The organism is Neobacillus rhizosphaerae (assembly GCF_050477885.1).
GTDB classification, from domain to species: domain Bacteria; phylum Bacillota; class Bacilli; order Bacillales; family Cytobacillaceae; genus Neobacillus; species Neobacillus rhizosphaerae_A.
Genome location: NZ_JBCNAC010000162.1, coordinates 43,286 through 66,603, shown reverse-complemented (window position 1 = coordinate 66,603; position 23,318 = coordinate 43,286). Strand labels below are relative to the sequence as shown.

At 33.8% G+C, this 23,318-nt stretch carries 24 protein-coding genes; all 24 read right to left on the bottom strand.

What is annotated here, in order from left to right; genetic code table 11:
* Positions 1-16: 16 nt before the first annotated feature.
* The 24 genes from ABES03_RS21725 to ABES03_RS21610 all read right to left on the bottom strand — a co-directional run bounded on the left by ABES03_RS21725 (position 17) and on the right by ABES03_RS21610 (position 23,234).
* Entirely contained in the window at positions 17-769 is a 753-nt protein-coding gene (locus ABES03_RS21725) for a 3-deoxy-manno-octulosonate cytidylyltransferase (RefSeq protein WP_430120600.1), read from the bottom strand.
* A 16-nt stretch (positions 770-785) separates the two neighbouring features.
* Positions 786-1,571, bottom strand: coding sequence for a 6-hydroxymethylpterin diphosphokinase MptE-like protein (locus ABES03_RS21720; RefSeq protein ID WP_430120598.1), 786 nt, complete (start codon positions 1,569-1,571; stop codon positions 786-788).
* Positions 1,572-1,574: 3 nt separating this feature from the next.
* Positions 1,575-2,750 (bottom strand): glycosyltransferase, encoded by a 1,176-nt coding sequence (locus ABES03_RS21715; RefSeq protein ID WP_430120596.1) that lies wholly within the window; start codon positions 2,748-2,750, stop codon positions 1,575-1,577.
* A 16-nt stretch (positions 2,751-2,766) separates the two neighbouring features.
* Positions 2,767-4,005 (bottom strand): hypothetical protein, encoded by a 1,239-nt coding sequence (locus ABES03_RS21710; RefSeq protein WP_430120594.1) that lies wholly within the window; start codon positions 4,003-4,005, stop codon positions 2,767-2,769.
* Positions 4,006-4,046: 41 nt separating this feature from the next.
* Positions 4,047-5,831, bottom strand: coding sequence for an ABC transporter ATP-binding protein (locus tag ABES03_RS21705; protein ID WP_430120592.1), 1,785 nt, complete (start codon positions 5,829-5,831; stop codon positions 4,047-4,049).
* Positions 5,832-6,396: 565 nt separating this feature from the next.
* Positions 6,397-6,750, bottom strand: coding sequence for a helix-turn-helix domain-containing protein (locus tag ABES03_RS21700; RefSeq protein WP_430120590.1), 354 nt, complete (start codon positions 6,748-6,750; stop codon positions 6,397-6,399).
* Between the two features lie 32 nt (positions 6,751-6,782).
* Complete coding sequence (locus ABES03_RS21695) at positions 6,783-7,922, bottom strand: DegT/DnrJ/EryC1/StrS family aminotransferase (protein WP_430120727.1); 1,140 nt, start codon at positions 7,920-7,922, stop codon at positions 6,783-6,785.
* Between the two features lie 31 nt (positions 7,923-7,953).
* On the bottom strand, positions 7,954-8,625 hold the full coding sequence (locus ABES03_RS21690) for an acetyltransferase (RefSeq protein ID WP_430120588.1): 672 nt from the start codon (positions 8,623-8,625) through the stop codon (positions 7,954-7,956).
* The gene (locus ABES03_RS21685; protein WP_430120586.1) at positions 8,622-9,239 is read right to left on the bottom strand and encodes a sugar transferase; all 618 of its coding nucleotides are present in this window, start codon (positions 9,237-9,239) and stop codon (positions 8,622-8,624) included. The genes ABES03_RS21690 and ABES03_RS21685 overlap by 4 nt, the downstream gene beginning before the upstream one ends.
* Positions 9,240-9,255: 16 nt before the next feature.
* Entirely contained in the window at positions 9,256-9,399 is a 144-nt protein-coding gene (locus ABES03_RS21680; RefSeq protein WP_430120584.1) for a hypothetical protein, read from the bottom strand.
* A gap of 21 nt (positions 9,400-9,420) precedes the next feature.
* The gene (galE, locus tag ABES03_RS21675; protein WP_430120582.1) at positions 9,421-10,497 is read right to left on the bottom strand and encodes a UDP-glucose 4-epimerase GalE; all 1,077 of its coding nucleotides are present in this window, start codon (positions 10,495-10,497) and stop codon (positions 9,421-9,423) included.
* A gap of 28 nt (positions 10,498-10,525) precedes the next feature.
* Positions 10,526-11,599 (bottom strand): EpsG family protein, encoded by a 1,074-nt coding sequence (locus tag ABES03_RS21670; protein WP_430120580.1) that lies wholly within the window; start codon positions 11,597-11,599, stop codon positions 10,526-10,528.
* A 42-nt stretch (positions 11,600-11,641) separates the two neighbouring features.
* On the bottom strand, positions 11,642-12,520 hold the full coding sequence (gene galU, locus ABES03_RS21665; RefSeq protein WP_430120578.1) for a UTP--glucose-1-phosphate uridylyltransferase GalU: 879 nt from the start codon (positions 12,518-12,520) through the stop codon (positions 11,642-11,644).
* Between the two features lie 13 nt (positions 12,521-12,533).
* A complete protein-coding gene (locus tag ABES03_RS21660; RefSeq protein WP_430120576.1) occupies positions 12,534-14,360 on the bottom strand; it encodes a polysaccharide biosynthesis protein in 1,827 nt (608 codons plus the stop codon).
* A 20-nt stretch (positions 14,361-14,380) separates the two neighbouring features.
* Positions 14,381-14,524, bottom strand: coding sequence for a hypothetical protein (locus tag ABES03_RS21655; protein WP_430120574.1), 144 nt, complete (start codon positions 14,522-14,524; stop codon positions 14,381-14,383).
* Positions 14,525-14,775: 251 nt separating this feature from the next.
* A complete protein-coding gene (locus ABES03_RS21650) occupies positions 14,776-15,432 on the bottom strand; it encodes a CpsD/CapB family tyrosine-protein kinase (RefSeq protein ID WP_430120572.1) in 657 nt (218 codons plus the stop codon).
* On the bottom strand, positions 15,419-16,153 hold the full coding sequence (locus ABES03_RS21645; RefSeq protein WP_430120570.1) for a YveK family protein: 735 nt from the start codon (positions 16,151-16,153) through the stop codon (positions 15,419-15,421). Before ABES03_RS21645 ends, ABES03_RS21650 begins: the two co-directional genes overlap by 14 nt.
* 210 nt (positions 16,154-16,363) lie before the next feature.
* Positions 16,364-18,163, bottom strand: coding sequence for an ABC transporter ATP-binding protein (locus ABES03_RS21640; protein ID WP_430120568.1), 1,800 nt, complete (start codon positions 18,161-18,163; stop codon positions 16,364-16,366).
* On the bottom strand, positions 18,160-19,359 hold the full coding sequence (locus tag ABES03_RS21635) for a nucleotidyltransferase domain-containing protein (RefSeq protein WP_430120566.1): 1,200 nt from the start codon (positions 19,357-19,359) through the stop codon (positions 18,160-18,162). The genes ABES03_RS21640 and ABES03_RS21635 overlap by 4 nt, the downstream gene beginning before the upstream one ends.
* Complete coding sequence (locus ABES03_RS21630; RefSeq protein WP_430120725.1) at positions 19,356-19,835, bottom strand: lasso peptide biosynthesis B2 protein; 480 nt, start codon at positions 19,833-19,835, stop codon at positions 19,356-19,358. Before ABES03_RS21630 ends, ABES03_RS21635 begins: the two co-directional genes overlap by 4 nt.
* A gap of 25 nt (positions 19,836-19,860) precedes the next feature.
* Positions 19,861-20,157, bottom strand: a complete 297-nt coding sequence (locus ABES03_RS21625; RefSeq protein ID WP_430120564.1) for a lasso peptide biosynthesis PqqD family chaperone — start codon at positions 20,155-20,157, stop codon at positions 19,861-19,863.
* Positions 20,158-20,159: 2 nt separating this feature from the next.
* Entirely contained in the window at positions 20,160-21,086 is a 927-nt protein-coding gene (locus ABES03_RS21620; RefSeq protein WP_430120562.1) for an aldolase, read from the bottom strand.
* Between the two features lie 88 nt (positions 21,087-21,174).
* Positions 21,175-21,300, bottom strand: coding sequence for a paeninodin family lasso peptide (locus tag ABES03_RS21615; protein ID WP_430120560.1), 126 nt, complete (start codon positions 21,298-21,300; stop codon positions 21,175-21,177).
* Positions 21,301-21,305: 5 nt separating this feature from the next.
* On the bottom strand, positions 21,306-23,234 hold the full coding sequence (locus tag ABES03_RS21610) for an asparagine synthase-related protein (protein WP_430120723.1): 1,929 nt from the start codon (positions 23,232-23,234) through the stop codon (positions 21,306-21,308).
* Positions 23,235-23,318: the final 84 nt, after the last annotated feature.

Below are 23,318 nucleotides of genomic sequence, written 5' to 3'. Positions count from 1 at the left end.
TCCCATTACCAATTGGTTATTTAAGTGTGTAAACTGGATTTCTTTCATTTTCTAACATATACTCTTCTACCTTTTCAATATCTTTAGGAGTATCAACTGAAATGGTTTTACAATGTGCGTTTATATAATAAATATCCTTCCTATTTTCAATGAATCTAAAAGAGTCGTTTTCTTCAATTTTTTCAATAGGTCCTCTTGGTGTTTCATGGTAGTATTGAAGAGCTTTTTTAGTAAATGCTCCTACTCCAACAAACTTCTGATATGTATAGTTCATACCACCTTTAGGAAAAGGAATGGGGCTCCTAGAAATGAATAGACAAATCCCATCTTTATTGGTTACTATTTTTAAGTTAGATGTATCTACTACTTCAACTGGGTCAGTAAAATCTGTCATCAAATTTGACACATAAAATTCTTCTTTCTGCAAATTAGCTGGAATGCATTTTACAATATCCTTTGCCTCTATAACAGGCTCATCCCCATTTATCATTACATAAAGATCTGCATCTATTTGCTGTGATACTTCATAAAGCCTTTCGGTTGCTGTATCATGCTCCTTTGAAGTCATAATTACTTTTGCACCAAAATTTTCACATACCCCTTTAATTTCTTCGCTGTCTGTTGCAATATATACCTCTTCAAAGCACTCAACTTCCTTTGAATGTGTGTAAACCCACCAAACCATAGGCTTGCCGAAAATATTTGCTAACGGCTTATTATAAAATCTTGAAGATCCTCCTCTGGCTGGTATTACTCCAACTATTCTCATATTAGAACCTCACATTCTAAAAAATTATCTTATCAAAATCTACTCTTTCAAAGACTTCTAATTTCCCACCTCGAGTTGCGTTATATATTTTAATATTGTGTTTATCTGCATATCTTTTTGCTGCTGTGAATGCTCTTGTTGAAATTTCAACATTAGGTATATATAAATCATCTTTGTCAGTATTATACTTTTCACTAAAATAGTCTTTTGCTGTTTCATCAATCACAATTTCGCCTTTATCATTTACCATTTTACTGAAATTATGGTCAACACCTAATAAATAAATCTCTTTAATTCCCATATATACGGCTATTTGAATTGCTGTATAGGCTACGGTATTTCCCCAGTAAATACCTTTTACAATGTTTTCGGAAAACCTTGGTTCCTCGCTCCTATCACCGAATTTAAATATATAATACATTGCATTATTAAAATGAATCTTATAATCCCATGGAAAGTTCACAGGAAAAAATTTATTCTCTATCTTTATTTCATTAATTTCTTCTTTACTTTTAAAAATTGTCTTATCATCTTCTGAACAGTAGTATGTAGGTCTCCAATTTGTTTTATCGAAAATATAATAGATTCGATTAAAGGCAAAAGTGATTTCATTTTTCAGTTTTTCTAGATCTTCAGCATTTAAACTAGGACCGTTACCAATAATAAAGCAGCGCTTACTTAAATGAATATTTTTAAAAGTTTTTAAGCATTTTCCATTATTGGAAATGGGAAATACCGTTTCTCTTTTACATTTGTTTATTCTATAAACTAAATCATGTATAAATTTCCTAAAATTCCCCATAAACTAGCCCGCCTCGATTAAATCTTTTATTTTATTTATAATCACTTCCGGACTGTAATTGTTTAATACATCCTTTTTATCTTTTTTTAATTGGGTATAGAGATTTTTATCATTTATCAAAGAAACGATTCCTTTAAATAAACCAATAGGGTTGGGTTCTACTAATAAACCGTTTTTTTTATGGCGTATAAATTCTTCTGGACCCATAGACCTTGCGACTACTGCAGGTGTATTTAAGCTTAGAGCTTCCAGTACTGTAATTGATAATGACTCAACCAGAGATGGATGAACATATATATGTGCACTTTTTATATATGGGTAAGGGTTGGAATTTGCACCTAAAAGGTATATATAATCTTCTAACTTATTGTCTTGGATACATCTTTCAATTTCTTCGCGTTGTATGCCTTCGCCAATGAGATACCATTTTACTCTATAACCTTCATCAACCAACTTTCTACATGCATGGACACAGTTAACCATCCCTTTTTCAGGTGATAATCTTCCAATACTTAGTAAAATAATATTTTCTCCCTGGTTAATGTTATAACTAGGATTTTCATTTGATTTTAGTCGAATTTCATCTACGTCAATAATATTCGGTATCGTAGTGATTTTATTATTTATACCTCTAATGTTAGTAGTTATCATTTGTTTGCAGCTTTCTGAAACTGCAATGATCTTGTTGAAGTTTTTAAATACTTTTATCCAACGTTTTGTCTGATTGTCTGGATATTCATATACTCCGTGATGCCACCATGTCACTTTGTTTTTGCTATTTATGACATATCCCACAAAATCAGTGCAAATTCCTACTCGATACGCAATTGCACAGTCATAGTTTTTATCTAACTTAAAAATTGGCTTTGCAAAAATTAATGCCTCTACTCCAATTATTTTCTCTAGCAGGAATATTAATCTCAGGATTAATGCAAACCAGTTCCTTGTAAGGAAGTTATCTATCAGACATGGCATGATTGGACCAAATGCTTTTGATAGATCGTAATACAGGATATTTACTTCTTTAGGAACTTCCTTGGCATAGTCACCTAGTCCTTCAAACAACACAAGGTCTACTTCATACATGTTATAATCCATGTTTTTTAGTACATCAATAAGTGATTTTTCAACTCCACCAATATTTAAATGACCGTTTACAAACAAAATTCTTTTTTTCAAATTAAAAACCTCACTACTATTGATTTACTTCTAACAATCTAGCAACGACGTTCTTAGGACTAAATTCCTCAATAATGAGTGATCTTTTTGAAATCTCCCCATTAATGAAATTTCCCATTATCTTCATAATGTCTTCCTTTTTATTTTCACAAAAATGGTATCTATTAAATTTTCCAAAGTAATCCTTTATTAGCTGTTTTTCTTCTTCTTTTCCGTCTAAAATAAAAATTATTGGTTTTTCAGTACCTGAGTAATGATATATCTTCCCTGGTATTTGTCCACCATTTAAATTACATAAATGAATTAATACATCTGTTTTCTCTTGAACTTCATTAAGAATTCCTATGTCAACTCTCTTAGATATGTTAATATTCTTAGTTTTTTTAAATTCTTCATTTGTATCCCCATATATATTGACATTAGCATTTATTTCAATAGAAGCTTCATAAAATGGATTTAGGTTTCTAACATGCGAGTAGTAGTCACCAAAATAACCAAAAACAATTTCATTATTTACTTCATTGCACCTTCCACCAGATTTTGTTTTAAGATACGGTAACGGTAAGCATTTCATTTTATTTGATGCATCTAGAAACTTTTGTTTTTGATACAAAAGTGTAAGGGGACTTACGTAAAAAATTTCATCTGCAAGATTAAGTAATCTTTTTTCCTCTTTTAATATCATTTCTTTTTTTTGTTTAATATAAAGATCGTAATACCATGGATCTTCCCATATTTGAATCCACCTTCTTGCAGAAATATTTCTTCTAGTCAGCAAGTTATTCACGAGTGCATGGCTGCTAGCAGGAGATGAATTGGAGATTACCAAGTCATATTTTTTTTGACTATTATATCTGGATGCATTTTTTAACCATTCCCTGCTTAGGTAATGTGGTGAATCATGTGTTAAAAAATGATAAAAGACATATTTAAGAAAATCTCTAAGCTTATTACTGTGTTCTCCACTATTACTTTGGAGAGAGTCATCAGTATTTTTAGGTGTTTCTTTCTTTTTATCAACGATGGATTTAGCAGCCAAACGTATCCTATCCATTTTTGAAATTGAATTATATATGAAATAATTAGCTTCTAGCCATTTGGGCATATTAGGATCAATTTCAAGTAAACCAGGATCAGACATGATAATATCTACATCACAACCATTATCTATCAAACCTTGAACAAAGCTATTATGACTCATATTTGCTGATGTATTACATTGCAAACATGAACCCGTTATATATAAAACATTCATCCTTTACTCCTTCCCAATCCAATCACCTTATTTACTTGAAATTACATCGTTTGTTTTAGTTTGTTATCTACTGCTATTAACTTACCTTTATCCACCTTAAAAACAATGTCACAATTTTCAATTGTACTTAATCTATGAGCAATAATGATTAATGTCTTTTCACCTTTGAGACCGTCTATTGCTTTCATAATCTCTTTCTCTGTATCATTATCTAATGCAGATGTTGCTTCATCTAAGAAGATGATTTCAGGATTATGATACAAGGCTCTTGCAATCCCAATTCGCTGACGTTGTCCACCAGAAAGTCTAACTCCCCTCTCACCAACAACTGTATCTAATCCTTCAGGAAGGGATTCAACAAAGTCTTTTAATTGTGCATCTTTAATCGCCCTTTGAACAGCAGCTTCGTCAATGTCTCTATCCGCAATCCCAAATGCAACATTTTTCCGGATTGTTTCATCTGATAGATATATGGATTGTGGAATATAACCAATTTTATTTTTCCATATTGGCATTAGATCATTAAGATCCTGCCCATCAATAGCTACTCGACCCTTCTCAGGTTCAAAAAGTCCTAGTATTATATCGACAATCGTTGTTTTACCCGCACCCGATGATCCCACAAAAGCAACCGAATACCCTATTGGAATAGTTAAAGAAAGATTTTTCACCGAATATTCCTTTTGATTTGGATAACGGAAATAAACGTCTTCCAAGATAATTGAATCAAGGAATGTTTTCTCACCACTATTCACCTTTACTGGTTTTGACACCAGGGCTGATTCTTCATGAATAGGATTTTCACCTTTATTTTCTTTAATCAAATCGTTATAAACTACCGTCAATGCAGGCTGACTATACCGAATAGACGTTTGCGTAGCAACGATTCTAGTAATGGAAGGCATAAGACGAAAGGCTGCCATTGCAAATAATGACATTGTAGACACTATTTTGGACGTATCAGTCCCTTGAAAAACAATAATGATCATAGTAATAAGTACAACAGATACTAATAAGGTTTCTATGAAAAGCCTTGGTATTTGATCTAGCATATTTTTAAAAATAGTATTGTTCGCCAAAGTTTGACTTTGTTTTGCGTACGAATTCACAAAGTAACTTTCTCTTCCTGATACCTTCACTTCTTTACTTGCACCTAACCCTTGATTTACCCATTTAATCATCTCTCTGTTAACTCTTTGATTCTCTTTTCCTAAGTAAGTAATCTTTTTGCGGAAAATTTTAAAGAACACTAAAACACTGCCACCCAACAGAATTCCAGAAGTGAGAGTGGCTAATGGGGCTGTAATGATTAGTAACGTAAGGATAGAAATGATAATCAGTATTTCCGTTAATAATTGAAAAGTCGATAATAAAATACCATCGAATACTTTCGCTACTTCACCATTTACATTCCTTAAAAGTTCTGCAGAATTTCTCTGCAAATGAAATGAATAAGGCTTTGTTAAATACTCCTTGAACATTGTTCTTGATAGTTTTACTTTTTGATTTAAAATGACTCTATATTGGGAATAGTAAAATACCAATAAATAAGCATTTTTGAGTATAAAAACTGTTAGTAAAACGCCAACAGCAAATAATATAAAAGCATTTGTTGATTGAAAATTCAATGTTTCATATACATTAGATAAAATAGATTGTTGTTGTATTTTATCTGGGTCTGTAACAATCCCGACAAAAGGAACAATTAAACCAATACCAGCAGTTTCGAATATAGCTGCAATGATCAGCATGAGAAAGAGTAATAATAACTTCTTCTTATCCCTATTATCCAAAAGAACCCAAAGCTTTTTTATTGTATCAGCCATTTTATTCACACCTTAAAATTAATTAAAATCATCCGAAAGATCGTTCATTATAATGAACAACTGGATCAAAAAAATAATTCCTACCATTCTAATAATAATGTTTTTTTTATTATAACTTACAAAACGTTCTTATTAAAGCACATTCTTTCGACATAAATTTACAGTTTTTTACTTAACACTCTCTTTATTTCTTAATCTAACTAATTATTTTCCAATTCCTACTCGTGTCCTCCATAGCTAACGTTGTACTACCTAATATTTGTTAAACTTTGTTATGCAGAAATTTAAAGGCCTCTACTGCTAGGTCAAACCCTTTACATAAGATAATCTTCCTGTAGAAACAAGTTAAAGGTTTGAGATTTTACCTAGGGAAGATGCTGTTCCTCCTCTGCCATTTTCTTTATGAAGTGCGGTGATTTAATATTTTCTACAATTACCATTTTCTCTAATAAAGAGTATTGGTAGATAAAAATGCATTCGAAGCAATATAATCAAATTGATCCCACCAAACCAACAATAGTGACTTAACTTAGGTACCTAATTTATATTTTCCTTGTGGTATAATTCAATTTTTCTCTCCTCGTGAGTGCTGATTTTTCCACTTTATAAATTCAAATACAGTTTTATATTCTTTAATTTGTTCTTTTTCAATTCCCGTTTCCTTTAATTCTGCAGCGAAATCAATCAAATCTTGGTCTAATCCATGTTGTACGTCATTTGTTTTTATGGGACTCAAGAATGTATCTAATTCCATATCTAGCACTGCAGCAATTCTTTTTACAACCTCAATAGAAGGATTCCGATTTAGATTTCGTTCAATATTACTTAAATAAGACTTAGATATTTTTGCACGTTTCGCTAATTCGGACAAAGTGATCCCCTTTTGCTTCCGAAATTCAAATATCGTATTTCCGATCACAACTCATACCCCGTTTATCATATAGTAACTTACTAACTACTAAACATCTCCGCTCTTTCCTTCCTTTTAATAACTGTTTGTTTAATATGGTGAATAACTGTTTCTATGTCCTCCTCCGTCATATTTGACCCAGACGGTAAGCACAACCCATTATTAAAGAGTACGCCTGAAACACTCTCTTGCTCATTATGGGGATAATATTTCATTCCTTTGAATACGGGTTGTAGATGAAGTGGCTTCCAAACAGGCCTTGCTTCAATGTTTTCCTCGCTTAATGCCCTCAGAATATCTGTTACAGAGATTCCAGCCTCTTTCTCATTAATGGTAAGGGCAGTTAGCCATCGATTAGAATGGGTATCTTTTAACTCAGGCATAAACCTAAACCCAGGTAGATTAAAAAGTTCATCATAGTACCGCTGAAAAATAGCTCTTCTTGCAGCAATTCTTTTCTCCAATACTTCTAATTGTGCCCTTCCGATACCAGCTAAAATATTACTTAATCTATAGTTGAATCCAATTTGACTGTGCTGGTAGTGAGGTGCAGCATCCCTTGCTTGTGTAGCTAAGAATCTTGCCTTTTGCAATGCCTCCCGATCATCTGACACCAGCATTCCTCCTCCGGAAGTGGTAATAATCTTATTTCCGTTAAAGGAGAAGACCCCAAATTTGCCAAACGTTCCACTTGCTTTCCCCTTATACATGGCTCCAAGTGATTCTGCAGCATCTTCAATAATAGGAACTCCATATCGATTGCAAATGGCAGCAATTTCATCCATTTTGGCGCTTTGGCCATACAAATTTACAACAATTACTGCCTTTGGGAGAGTATCATCCTTTATCGCATCCTCAAAAGCCCGCTCTAAAGCCTCTGGGGACATATTCCAAGTTTCAGGTTCAGAATCGATAAAAACTGGCTCCGCTCCTTGATAAATAATAGGATTGGCACTCGCTATAAAGGTAAGACTCGAGCAAAACACCTTATCTCCCTTTCCCACACCTAATAATAAAAGAGCCAGATGAATGGCAGCCGTTCCTGAGCTTACGGCCACTGCTTCATTGACTCCTACGTATTCTGCTATACCTGCTTCAAAGGCATCCACATTAGGTCCAAGAGGAGCAATCCAATTAGTTTGAAAGGCTTCATTTATATATTTATGTTCCTTCCCACTCATATGCGGGGAAGAAAGATAAATTCTTTTTCTATTAGCTGTATTTATCAATTAATACACCTCTCTCCACACTTTTTTGATTGTATGACTTCACTTTGGCAGGAATACCCACTGCCGTACAATATGGGGGTATATTATGTGTCACTGTTGCCCCTGCCCCAATAGTAGCCCATTCTCCGATTTTCACTTTAGGGATTATTGTGGAGCCGGCTCCGGAAAGCACCCCTTCAGCCAATTGGACAGAACCAGTAAGTGTAGAGTGGGGACACACATGTACGAAATCTTCAATTACACAATCATGTTCGACCACTGCACCGGAATTTATTATGCAATGGTTTCCAATACTCACATCTGCGTTGATAACAGCATGGGGCATAACAACCGTACCAAACCCCATTTTTACACTAGGACTAATCGTTGCAGTATGATGGGTTATTGTGGAATAGTACTTGATCGGCAGATTCAAATTCTGTACGATTGATTGCCTGGCTTTGTTGTCACCAATTGCAAAGATGAATTTAATATCTTCATAGTATTTTGCGATCACCTTTGCCCACAAAATAGGGCCATATATTTGGTTTTTATTAAAATGAATCTCTTTATATTTGTCATCTAAATAACCAACAATTTTATTTCTTGGATTAGTAAGGAGCATCTCTGTTATCACCTTACTATGTCCTCCATGGCCAATTATGATAAACCTCATCCATGCCCGCCTCCAACAGAGGAATTTTTGGAACCTGTAAAACTTTCTACTGTAGCTTTACCTGGCTGGTTAATTCCTTGCGAACTTAATACTTTAAAGATTGTTAAAAATAAGATTTTTAAATCAAAAAAAAATGAACGATTATGAACATACCAGACATCTAAATCAAATTTTTCTTCCCAAGATATGGAGTTGCGACCGTTTATCTGGGCCCATCCCGTAATCCCAGGTCGTACGTTATGCCTTAAGGATTGCTCTTTCGTATAAAGTGGTAGATATTCTACAAGTAACGGTCTTGGCCCGACTAAGCTCAATTCCCCTTTTATGACATTCCATAGTTGAGGATATTCATCTAAGCTGTATTTACGAAGGAATTTTCCAAAAGTCGTTAATCTAATGTAATCAGGCAGTAATTCCCCTTGACTGTCTTTTTCATCTGTCATCGTTCTGAACTTATATAAGTAAAAAGGTTTGCCAAATAAACCAGGCCGTATTTGCTTAAAAATGACTGGAGAACCTAGTTTCTTTTTTACTAAAAAAGCAATCACTATGAAGATAGGTGAAAGACCAAAGAATAGAATTAAAGAAACCGTTAAATCAAAGAGCCTCTTCATGTTTGGTCCCCCCGGGCTATTTGGAATCAGCTAATAATTGTTTTTTTATTTCTTCAATAAACTCTTTTACTTGCAGATTTTCTGTCTCTATTCCCTTAACATATATATCCTTCAAAATCGCTTGCAGCTTCTGTTGAGTGATATGTTCCGATATAGCCATCTTACTAACCTCTCTTAAGTATCATGATTTATTACCAATAAAAAAATCCCCACTTACAATATAGTGAGGATTTTCTATATCTTGTACTTCTTCATAACCATTTGGGTTTTTTAACTGCCAACGCCAAGCATCATTACACATTTCTTCTATACCTCTTTTAGCGTTCCAGCCGAGACTTCTCTCCGCTTTAACTGGATCAGCATAACAAACAGCTACATCACCAGGCCTTGCCTCAGTAATTTTATATGGAATCTTTTTACCTGAAGCTTTTTCAAATGCTGTGATTATTTCTAAGACACTATACCCTTTTCCAGTACCAAGATTATATACCTCGATACCTGTTGAATATGTAACTTTTTCTAAAGCTCTCAAATGTCCTATGGCTAAATCGACCACATGAATATAATCCCTTACACCTGTTCCATCCTTTGTTGGATAGATATTCCCAAAAACATTGAGTTCCTTTTGTTTTCCAATCGCAACTTGGGATATATATGGCATAAGATTATTGGGAACTCCATTTGGATCTTCACCGATTAATCCGCTTTCATGAGCTCCAATGGGGTTAAAATATCGCAAAATAGAAATACTCCAACTATGGTCTGATACATATAAATCATGTAACATTTCTTCAATCATAAGCTTTGTGCGCCCATAAGGATTCAACGCTCCTAAAGGACTATCCTCAGTTATCGGGAATCTTTCAGGCACTCCATATACCGTTGCTGATGAACTAAAAACCAATCTTTTTACATTATATTTTTTCATTACCTTACAAAGGATGAGAGTACTAGTAATATTGTTATGAAAATAGTGAAGAGGGAGATAAACAGATTCACCAACTGCTTTTAAACCAGCAAAATGAATGACTGCTTCAATATTATTCTCTGAGAAAACCTCATCAAGACTATTTTCATCTAATAAATCGATATTATAAAATTTAAAAGGAGTTCTTGTAATTTCTTTGATTCTATTAATGGCTTCAGGCTTACTATTCATAAAGTTATCCAAGACCACAATTTCATTACCTGCATTCAGTAATTCAACACAGGTATGACTACCAATATAACCGGCTCCACCGGTGATTAATATCGCCATTATTCCCCTCCTAAACTATTTTGTTTTTTTATCCTATATAATTACTTCCATATTTAATATTTAAGTTGATGACACTTTCGTAGTAATAATAAGCAAAATAGCATAATACGATTGCATAATATACAAGCTTCTGATCCTTATTTCTGAATACCTTGACTACCCAAGAAATTAAAATGATTTGGTAAAGTTCAAAATAAATATTAAATCTAGCAAAAATCCAGTTCCCAACCGAAATAATCATAAACGACAAACCTATGATCGCCATATTAATTATAACGTCACTATCCGGATATATTTCCCTCAGTTTTTCTCTACCAAAGAAAGCAATAACTATTGGAACCGCAAATACGATTACTCTGAAGATATTTGCACCACCTTCATTAAATTGGCTATAAACTCCATATTGACTATCCTGTATGGCGGAAAATAGTACTTTTGAGAACTCATTGAAGCCCAAAACGATAAGTACTGAGAACAGCAGTAGGATTACAGTCGCCTTCGACCAAGCTTTATATCTTACTAAAAAATATATGGGAATTAAGATTAATGCACTTTGATGGAAAAACGATGCAAAAATTACAACTATAATATATCTAAACTTTTTACCCTCAATTAAATATTTCGTTGCAGAAAAGATAATAGCTGTTGCTAAACATTGTCTTATCCCATTCATAGTAACTAAAAACAAACCGCCCGTTATATATACATAGGTACTTAATTCTACTAATCTTGAATATTTAAATAAACCAATAATAATTAGGACATTTGTAATCAATGCAGTTGTAAATATTAGTACTTGTGGGTCGTTTGAATATCTTTTTAGAATCATTTGAAGAACACCAAATCCTATGTCATCTCTAGATTTAATGAACTCCCAAGTAAAATCAAAAACTTTGTAGGATTCCATATAATATGGTGTATCTCCTATATTATTTCGTAATCCAGAAACTAAAATAAATAAAATAATAGTAAAAAATACAAATAATTTATTGAGTCTAAATGATACTAATCTACCATTTAATTCTAGGAGTGGACTTGAAAAATAACGGGAAAGAAATGAAAATAAAAATACTATAGTAAGATTGATCCAAAGAACAGTCATACAATAGGTCCTTTCAAAGTATTAGAAAAAAAGATCAGCTATTTATTTAATTAGTTCCCTATCTAACGTAGAAGAAAGATAATCCAATAATTGCTTTCTTAAATCCTTGTTCTTCAAAGCAAATTCAATTGTTGTTTGAATAAATCCCATTTTTTCCCCCACATCATACCGCGTACCTTCAAAGTCATATGCATAAACGGCTTCATAATGGTTCAAAGCAGCAATAGCATCAGTAAGTTGAATTTCCCCACCAGCTCCTGGCTTTTGTTTACTTAAAACCTCAAATATCTTAGGATTTAAAATATATCGTCCTAAAATAGCTAAACTAGATGGAGCATCTTCTTGGTTTGGCTTCTCCACTAAGCTATCGACACTATAGAAACGTTCACCTATACTTCTTCCGCCCACAATACCATATCTAGAAACTTCGTTGTCAGGTACTGTCTGCACCCCCAGTATAGAGGCATTATATCTTTCATATTGTTCTATCATTTGTTTTAAGCAGGGTTTTTCAGCTGTTACTATATCGTCACCTAGCAGCACGGCAAATGGCTCATCACCAATGAACTTTCTGGCACACCAAATGGCATGTCCTAAACCCTTGGGCTCCTTTTGGCGGATATAGTGTATATCTACCAGGTTGGAAGATTTTTGTACTTCACTTAACAATTCAATTTTCCCTTTTTCTAATAAGTTGTTTTCTAGTTCAAAAGAGTGGTCAAAGTGATCCTCTATCGCCCTTTTTCCTTTACCCGTTACAATAATGATATCTTCAATTCCAGATTCCACTGCTTCTTCTACGATATATTGGATGGTTGGCTTATCAACAATTGGAAGCATTTCTTTCGGCATTGCCTTTGTCGCGGGGAGAAATCTGGTTCCAAGCCCTGCAGCTGGTATGATCGCCTTTCTTACTTTCATGTCATGCACTCCCTTATACTGAAACAGATAATTTTGTTGTTTTCATTATTTTGTAGTTTGCTAAGGAGAGAAGTCTCTCTCTAATCTCCTCTTTATTTAGGCCAGAATAAACGGAAATAATCGATTCAATTTCCTGAATGAAGAGTTCCGAGGTTTTCCCAACATAGATTTTCGGATAAATTTGCTCTTCATGTACCTCATCCTCTTTTAATAATTCCTCAAACAACTTTTCTCCTGGACGAACTCCCGTATATTCAATTCCAATTTCATCAATAGAATTCCCTGAGAGTTTGATGAGATTCTTAGCTAAGTCGACGATTTTCACAGGGTCTCCCATATCCAACACAAAAATCTCCCCACCCTTTGCAAGGGATCCTGCTTGGAGAACGAGCCTAGACGCTTCTGGAATCGTCATAAAATATCGAATCATATCAGGATGAGTTACCGTTACCGGTCCCCCTTTTTCTATTTGCCTCTTAAATAATGGAATGACACTCCCCCTGCTACCTAACACATTTCCGAAGCGGACCGCAACAAACTTTGTCTCACTTTCTTGGTCCATATGCTGCACAATCATTTCAGCAAGTCTCTTTGTTGCCCCCATCACACTTGTTGGGTTAACGGCTTTATCCGTTGAAATCATGACGAATGTTTTGACTCCATTCCAGCTTGCTGCTTTCGCGAGGTTCATCGTCCCGATAATATTGTTTTTAATGGCTTCTTCTGGGTTAGACTCCATAAGTGGAACATGTTTATGGGCAGCTGCGTGATAAACCATATTTGGTTGGTAGCTGCCCATCACTGACATCAGCTTCTTTGCATCTTGAATATCAGCAATGACTGGAATAAATTGAATATCTGTATTCCGATAGTTCTCTTTTAATTCCATTTCGATAGAGTAAATACTGTTTTCGCCGTGACCCAATAAAATAAGCTGCTTCGGTTGAAACTGTGCAATCTGCCGGCAAACTTCGGATCCGATTGACCCTCCTGCACCTGTAACCAAGACCACTTTATCGGTGATGTTTTCGGAGATGCTTGCCATATCCAATTCAACTGGTTCCCTTCCGAGCAAGTCTTCTACCTGAACATCACGGAATTGATTAACCGAAACTTTCCCTGTCATTAAATCCTCCAGCATAGGTAGAATTTGCGTTTTTGCAGTTGTTTTTGCACACTCTTGGAAAATACGATTTAACTTTTTCTTACTTAATGAAGGAATGGCAATTACGATGTGATCAATTTCAAACTTCCTTACAGCCTCTTCTATTTCTGATATCCCACCAATGACCGGAATTCCCAAAATATCAAGTTTTTGCTTTTTTTCATCATCATCTATAAAAGCAACCGGAAGTAATTTAGATTGATGATTATTTAATAATTGTCTGACCACCATGGTTCCAGCCGAACCAGCACCGATAATTAATAATCTTTCCTTATTCTGTTTTGGTTTTAGATGCGCATCTCGGTACAATCTCCAAGAAAAACGAGATCCACCGATTAACGACATATTCAGGAGCCAAGTGACAGCCAGTAATCGAAAGGCAATTTCCCCAAGAAAGATTTCCTGCACAACTCCTGCAATAACTATCGATAGAGTAACTGTCTTTAATAAACTAAGAAGTTCACCAATACTGGCATATTCCCAAGCCCTTTGATATAAATGAAATTTTAATGAGAGAAAATGATGGCTTATTATCATTACGACCGAGATGATGACCATCCTGTATGTGATAACATGAAAGGTCCCATCTACAAAAAATTTACTAAAGTAGACAGCTGCTAGCACAATACAAGAGTCGATAAAAACAAAAAATGATAGCCGTTGGCTATATGTCATAACCTATCCCCTTCCCTCCTTTAATCGATCCTCTGATTTCGAATCTTGATGGCGGTGTCGATAATTTTCTTAATTTCTGCTAATTGCTCCTTCGGTGCTTCTTGTTTAATATATCTAACTGCTTTTTTAATTGACTTTGGAAAATAATCAATATGATTATCCATCCCTTCAACTCCTTAAAAATGATAGGTATAGGCTCTTATTAAGAACACATATCTATCATCTTTAAATAAATTGGGCATCTAACCCGTCCTCACATCACACTCTCGACGACTAGCGTCTAAGGTTATTCAACCCACAGCATGACCGAGTGCCTCCATTGATAGTGGATAGGAGACATTTCCGAAAACTATTTTAATGAAATGACATTCTTAATTAAGAACGAAAATGTATTAAAAAAGAAACTTCTCAACGATTATTGATTTAAGATAGCACCCAATAGTTTGGCTTTTGCAAATTCAATCACTGTTTTGGCCTCTGCTGCACTTTGCAGTTTTGTTTTTCCATTTTTAATAACTAAAAGTACGCCATCACAAAGATTTACCAAAAGCTTTGTATCCGGTAGATGAAGTAGAGCAGTAGAATCTAGTATAATGACATCATAGGATTCTTTTACTTTTACTAGTAATTCCTTCATAATTTTTGAACCTAATAATTCGACTGGATTTTTGGGAATAGCACCACTTGGCAGTAGGTCCAATCTCCAAATCTCCGTATGATAAACTACTTCACTAAATGACATTCTGCCTGTCAGAACATCCGTTAAGCCATTAGTGTTAGACGTATGAAAGAATTCATGTAAGGAAGGTTTTCTTAAATTTGTATCTAGTAACAGGACCTTCTTCTTTTGTTGTGCGATTGAAACAGCTAAATTGGCTATGATTGTTGACTTTCCATCTCCATCTTCAGGGGAAGTTACCATAATGGTTTGTGTCTTTTTATCAGACATAAGGAAATTGATGTTTGTTTGAATCATTTGGAATTGATCTGCTAATTTAGATTCTGGATAATAGTAGGTAACAAATGGGGGCATGTTTTTTTTCGCTTTTAATTTTCTTTTACTTATAACCAATTGTCTCCCCCATTTCTACATCTACTTGAGTTTTGTTTGCTACTCTTCTCATTCTTCTTTTATTAATTTTAGGTATTCTTCCTAATACTGGTACATCCAATAATTCTTCAACCTCTTTTTTAGATCGTACTCTTTCATCTACTGTTTCTAGAAAGAATGCTACTCCTATCCCAACCACAAGACCTCCAATGATTCCATAAAACAACTTATTATTTGTCTTTGGATTAATGGGAACCGGATTTACCTTTGCCTTTGACAAAATCCGTATATAGTCTTGACCAACAATTTTCGGAACTTCCTCTTTAAAAACTTCTGCTGTTGTATCCGCGATTTGAGATGCCTTAACTGGGTCTATATCCACAACACTTATGCTGACTACTTGAGAATTTTCTACACTAGCTACTGAAATTTGATTAGCTAATTGATTGGATGGTTCATTAAGTCCTAGGTTCTTAATGACAATGTCTAAAATAGAAGAGTCTCTTACAATGACTTGAAGAGTTTTCCTGGACGCTTCATCAGCACCAATAATAATTCTAGATGATGACTGATATAATGGAACGACGGTGGATTGGTTTAAAATGTATCCAATCAAACCTATCAAGATGGTTACAGCTGCTATAATCCAGAACCGCCTTTTCATCACAAAGAACAATTCTCTCAGATTTATTTCTTTTGCCCTTTTTTGATTTCCTCGATTTATTTTTTGATAACTATCCATAAAACCACCTTTTATTTTTGAGACTTTTTCAAGAAACATCAGTTCTAAATAAAGAACGATTCACGCAAAAAAATATACATTGAATAACCTTTTATAGTATTTCGTCAAAAAAATTAGATTTATCTATTAATAACTTCTATATTAGTTCTTTATAAAGAACAAGTCAATTTATTTTTGTACTTGAAATAATTTAACAAAAATTAAAAACTATTAGACACTAACATCCATTTGCTTCTTTAGTAATCGACTAAACATCCCTCTTTTTTCTTTTGCCAACTGACTAAACTGACCTTGTTGGATAATTTCACCTTTGTCTAGGACTACCACTTGATCCGCATTACGAATCGTTGATAATCGATGTGCTATAACAATGATTGTCATCTTTCCTTTTAACTGTTCAATAGCGTCTTGAATCTTAGACTCATTTTCCGTATCTAAGGCGCTTGTTGCTTCATCAAGGATTAATAATGACGGCTTACGAAGAACTGCTCTAGCTAAAACTAGCCTTTGCCGTTCTCCACCAGACAATTTAATACCCCTGTCACCAATTAATGTGTTTAGCCCACTCGGAAGTCTCAGAACAAAATCCTTTGCTGCAGCCAGCTCTAATGCCTCCCAAATCTCATTTTCAGTCGCTTTTGGATTAATTATTAACAAGTTTTCTTTTATTGTTGCATTAAATAAAAATGGATCTTGAGGTACGTAACTAGTAGTTTGTCTAAGTTGTACTATTTTATCATTGGATAGGGGCTTGCCATCAAGAAGAATCTGTCCACTTACAGGTTTTAAAAGACCAATTAAAAGATCAATAAGAGTACTCTTACCTGCTCCTGATTTTCCAACAATGGCAGTCATTTGATTTGCATAAATTTCTAAGTTAATACCCTTTAAAGAATAATCTATTTCCCCTTGAGAGTAACTGAAATTAACATTCCTACATTCTATTTTTTGTTTTAGCTGCAAAGGTACTATATCTTTTGACTTAAAAAAATTCAATATTTCTCTTGCTTGGTCACAATCATTTTGAAATCTAAGCACATTCTTAAAAGCAGGTATAGAAGAAGCAATTTGTTCCATATTAGATTGAATTTCTATAAATTTAGGCCATAATCGAGAAAAAATAAGTAAAATAAGAATTAATTGTGTTGGCTGTGATGGAAATAGATTTATAGAAAAAAATATGGATAGTGAAACCAATATAGCAGATGCACTCTTATAGAATACTTGTGAGTTGTATTTTAGCTCAGCATACTCAACTAGTTCGTTAGCCATTTTTTCTGTTATAGAGTTAAACCATTCTAATCTTGATTCTTCAAGAGTATTACCTTTTATATCTTTTATTCCATTAAAGTGGTCTGTGATACCGGCAAGATAACTTCGAGCATACTCTGAAGTCTGTCTTCCTAAAATCTTTGCTTCTTTGAGGAATTTCTTTGCGAAAATCATAATAAAAATACCACTTAGTAATACGAATATTGTTATTTTTCCTGACAGCCAAAGGGCTATACAAATTTGGATAAAGGTAAATAATAATGTGGATAATAATTGCATAAATGTTGATGTCCCAACAATAACACGTGAAACTTCAGTAGTTATTAAATTTATAAAATCTGATTTCCTCCTTTTCAAGAAAAAATCCCAATCTGCTTGTAGCATAGAGAGATATATTTCATTTCTTAACCTTCTACTAAATCCCTGGGTAATTTTTGAGTTATGAACATTTAAAATTCTTTGCATTTGACTTTGGCCAATTACCAACATAACATATATAAATAAAATTGCTGGCAATATGATTGATTGTGGTATTAGGGTTAGTGGGTGAAAAATTTTTTGTAAAATGGTTGATCCATAATTTAAATCTAAAATTTTTGTAGCACTAATCATTGGAACTAATAACAATACACCTAAGCCATCAAGTAAACTGCTTAAAACTACACCTATATGTGTAAAAAAAAGGATTTTCCCAGTGTATGAATACATTTTCTTAGCGAAGAAAAAAATACTATTCATTTTAACTCCTCCCTATAATAGCACTTCCTTGTTCTACGCCAAGCCATTAAAAATGGCCGAAGGGGAAAGTATAAAAAATGTAGAAATTTTGGCAAGGGCAGTGTCTCAGCGTCTACAGGAAAAGGATATAGTAAACTTAATAAATATATTATCTTCTGTTTCCCAGTCAATAGTTGAAATAAGTATTTTTTGTGGAAATTAGCTACCTCTATTGAAAGCTTATCATGATGCAAGTTTACCATCTGTTTAAGATAAAATAATGTATTATTTGAGAGTTGGAACGATTGTTTACTAAAAGTTATAGACTCCAATTCATTTGGGATAGAATGATTTAGTAGTTCGGTTACTAATAGTAAGGCTTGCCCCCCCATTTGTAAGCTTTGATTTTTTTTCAAGATATTTAATACTTTATTGTAGTCGAGTGCTTTTAATACAATCTGTTTGATATCCAAAAGCCATCTTAACCTAGACCAACCGTGTCGAGCCCCATGTGTAACTAGAAAAAAGAATAAGTCTTCTCTGCTTAAAATGTTCAGAGTTGAACTAGTTAATTCTGACTTTCTTCTCCTTTTCCACAATTCATTAAAACTAGGTTCTTTTGCTGGACCAGGATTTAATCTCCAATGAATTTCCAACTTTATCCCCTTATTCGGAAGATAATAAGCTATGTGATGATGCCTCCAAGTCCAGTCGTTTAATATTGTTAGAATGTAATCGTCTTTTATATATCCATTTTCCTGTAAAATCCTATCCATCCTACTGAGGTTATCTTTCTCTATTAAAATATCGATATCACAAGATGTTCTTTGTGATATATCTCCATAAAGGTCATGAGCTAATAATGGTCCCTTTAGATAAAGAGTTCTAATTTTTTCTTTTGAAAGTATTCCAGCAAGATTTTCAATTTCACCACAAATGTGAAGCATTCTTATAGTATTTTTTTTATATTCCTCTTGAAGAAAATTAAAAATAAAATCTGGTATCCAGCCATTATTTATTTGTTTTACCTTTATATATAGTAGTGGATAAACTCGATGATGTTTAACAAGTTCTAAAAAAGTCTCCCAATTTACACTGGAGAATAACTCTTTATTTTTTGATATATTTTCCTCAGTTAACTCCATATTAATTAAAAACAAAACCAACTTTAGCTCTTTTTGTAAAGCAGATATTTCTTGTATAAGTTCCTTGGTCATTTCCTTCTCCTCTTATTCTTACGAGAGATACTTGCAAATTTTGCAACAACAGTAAATCGCTGCGCTCCTTCCCAGCCAGTAATGTAATAGGGACCACTTCGTAACCAAGCATGTGCTATCATCTTTTTACTTTCTACATCATTAGCTGTTCCTAAATAAAGAGTGGCATCAATATTTCTCCTTTCTAACATTTTCATTCCGGCAATCGCTTGAACAAAACATTTGCTTTCCCAAAAAGTGTATTTGGACATTATCCTAATAGATTGGTGTATAATTCTTTGCGACTTTATAATCGAACTGTCAGTTTCACCTGTAGATTCCATCATATAATCTCCTAGTCTAAGAGCCACATTCTGGAAAGGTAAAAAGATGAGGATAAAACGGGCCCAGCCAAGAAATATCCAAGCCTCAAAAAAAACAAGAATTGCCTTTAGATCTAATGATAGGAGTATCTTTCCTCTTCGCAATAAACTCATCATGGAATCCTCTCCACATTATTAATTATTTAATTATTTCTTGCATTAAAATTAAATTCTCATTTGATAGTTGAGTAATAAAGTCTTTTACATGGTCCTCACATTCTTTTTCATCAACCATATAAATGTTCAGCAACTTATTAACAATTTGTTCGATAGTTAGAGGTTCAGCAATCAGTTCCCAAATGGTTCCGCCCGCTTGCCCTAAATTATAATATCTTCCGTTTTTAATACATAACATTACTTTTTCTCCATCCATATCACTTACTATAATTCCAGGAACTTGAACAATTTTCATCTCACTTTTAGTTTCAACTTTCATGTTTATGTCTTCCCTTCTTTAATGATATCTAGTATTAAATCTACAAGGTAAAATGCTGTAAAATCTTCCAAAGGTCTTTCTATCTTGTACATGTTAACTTTCTCAGCAATCATCACAGTTTGTTTAAAATGCCAATCCAGTACATCAATGTTATTTAACAGGGATCGTCTAAAAGTATGCTGCATTAAGATATTTAATCTATTAAGATTTTGTATGCTCCTAACTTCAGCTTTGTCCTTATTTGTCTTTATCAATTCAAAAATTCCGGTAAGTGGAATTGTGTTATTATAAAAATGGTCCTGGATTGGAACAGAGAACTTTTCTTCTCTTTGAAAAAGAGGATGAAAATCCCCTTTTCCCATCCCTAATCGTTCCAAACTATCTTTCCAAAGCTTTTGTTGAGGAAACGAGGGAGTAACAATTGGAACTTGTTCTTCATTTAAGTTAACTGCAATAATATCATCACTTAGCAAATGATACCCTTTACTTATGAAGGCTGAACCAAGTGTAGACTTTCCCGCCCCGCGATTACCAACTATAGCATAGGCACTACCATTAACAACTACTGCACTTCCATGTAGAGCTAAAATCCTCCTTTGCGTTAGAATTGCACCCATACATGTTCCAAGGATATATAATCTAATTCTGTCAATATCGGCTCCTTCAAGCGGAGAGACAATGATTTCATTCCCATCCTTGATATTAAACACAGCTGTTTCAGCTATTTGAAACAGGACAGACTTTTCACCTATCATTATCCCATTTTTGTTTAAAATTAATTTATCTGAAATTCTATTATTTTCAATTCTAATTTCTATATCTACCAAGTCTTTAGGATTAGGTATTTGTAATAATTCTGGAAAGTGAATATCACTCAATATTGTAAAACCAAATGCTTTATATGCTAACTTCTCTTTTGTCTCAATCATATTCTCAACTCCATCACCTAGTTGAATGGTTAGTTAAAAAGCCCTTATACTTGTAGATGTACAAGGGCTAAGCAATTTTCATTGTTAATTAACTATGGAATACAAAATCATCTGGATCGTATTGTTTATCATCCTTAATTGCATGGCCCACACCAGCCATAGTCATACTAACGTCTAAACTTTCTAATACAGGCTTTTCCCACTCTTTCTTCATCTTATTCACCTCCTTTCAGATTTTTTCTTCAAGAATCTATACAAAATTAAACTTTTTCCTAAGATACCGAATTCAGGATTATACACAAAACTTTCATCAGGTATCTTTTTTACTCTTGTGATTGCTTCTTTTATCTTACTTACATTTATATAATTTGTTATTATTGGATCAGTACTCAAATTATTTAATTCTCTTGTGAAATCTCCCCAAGTTCCTGACATTCTATGGATAACGTCTACTCCTTGTATTCCACGAGTCCTTTGATTCAACCTTATCTCATCCGGTAAGTAGCCCTTTAGCGCTCTTCGTATCAATGCCCTATCCATACCATTTTGCACGTATTGCTCTGTAGGAACGGATAGACAATACCTTATGACTCTTAAATCATTAGTTGGATCTCTTTTCCATAAAGAATAACGTAATGACAATTTTGTATTTACTACGCCATCTATCGTCCATGACATCAGTTGATTAAAGTGAACTTTTCTTCCCTCTAACAATCCTCTAAAAGGATTGTAAATATGTTCATACTCATTAATCTTTTCGATGATATTTGTTCTTTCTAATAGTTCTGTGTTTGTATAAGAAGGGTTAATATAAGAAAACTCCTTCTTATGAAAATCAAGTGCATACCCTTTTAAAAGTGGTAAGATTTTCGATCTAGAAATGCCTATATTTCTACTAAAACACGATAGTTCATTTAAAAACTTTAAAACTCTAAATTTTCTTAAAAGTAAGGCTTGGTATTCTAATGCGGGGCCCCATGAAATTGAATAATTTCCCCTTGAACCTTCTAAAAGTATCCCAATATCTGATTCAGAAGCCTTTTCATAAATACCCTTTATCCAAATAGAATTCTCAAAGAATTTATATGGCATCTCTAATGCTGTAATCAGATTATTAATTTCTGTAACAGGAGTACAGCCATCGAAATTTAAATACATGTCGCTAATATTCCCAACAAAGTCAACAGTTGTACGTATGTATGGACTCTCATCTGCAAAGCGATTTTTAGGTGTCCAGTCAACAAATGATTTCTGAGGTACGAAACTAAAAGTATTTAAAACTTTACCATTAGTTTTTAGTGAATTTGCTGCAAAACTAACTACAGAACCTGAGTCCAACCCTCCACTTAGATGCGCACCCACTTTTCGGAAGGTTCGTAGTCTTGAATTTACAGCTACTTGAAAAATGTCACGAAATGCCTCTAAGTAGTCAGATTCATTTTTTAAACTTAATTTTTCCACTTCATCCAAGTTAACGTATCTAGAAAATTTAATTTTCCCATTTTTTATCAATAATGTATGCGCAGGAGGGATTTGATTAATCATTGAGTAAACTGTTGAATAGGGGGCAATAGTTTCAATCATATTGATAGAGGCTAAATATTCCGCAATCCAGTCCTCATTTATTGATTGGTCTAAGTATGGTAAAACAAAAAATGGTTCCATAACGGTACAAAATGCGAATTTATGTTTATTTTTATAAAAATATAATGTTCTTGCCCCAGAAAAATCCCTAGCCCCAAAAAGCTTCTGCTCCCTCTCATCCCAAATCATAAAAGCAAAATCACCTATTAGATATTTCGGAGAGTCCTCTCCCCATTTATGATAAGAAAGCACAATTAACTCACTATCCGTTATCTCTTTTCTTTTACTTTTATCAACTTGTAATCTCTCAAATAACTCCTCACGATTATCTATAATCGCATCTGCCGTAATAGCTAACTTCCTTTCATGATCATAGTAAGGAAGTTTTTCACCTAAAGACTCCGGTGTGATCCACTGTGCATGGCAGCCAAGGAAAACTTTGTCGTTATGCCAAGTTTGAATATCATCGGCCGGATATTTTTCTAGTTCTTTCATCATCCGGTTTCCGTGCTCTAGATTGATAGGTTCATTATTTAAATGATATATTCCGGCTATTGCGCTCATTTTTTCCTCCTGCCAATCTAAAAAATTCATAACATCTATTACACTAATCAAGTTCACTAAAAAGAACACCCGAACCATACTAAA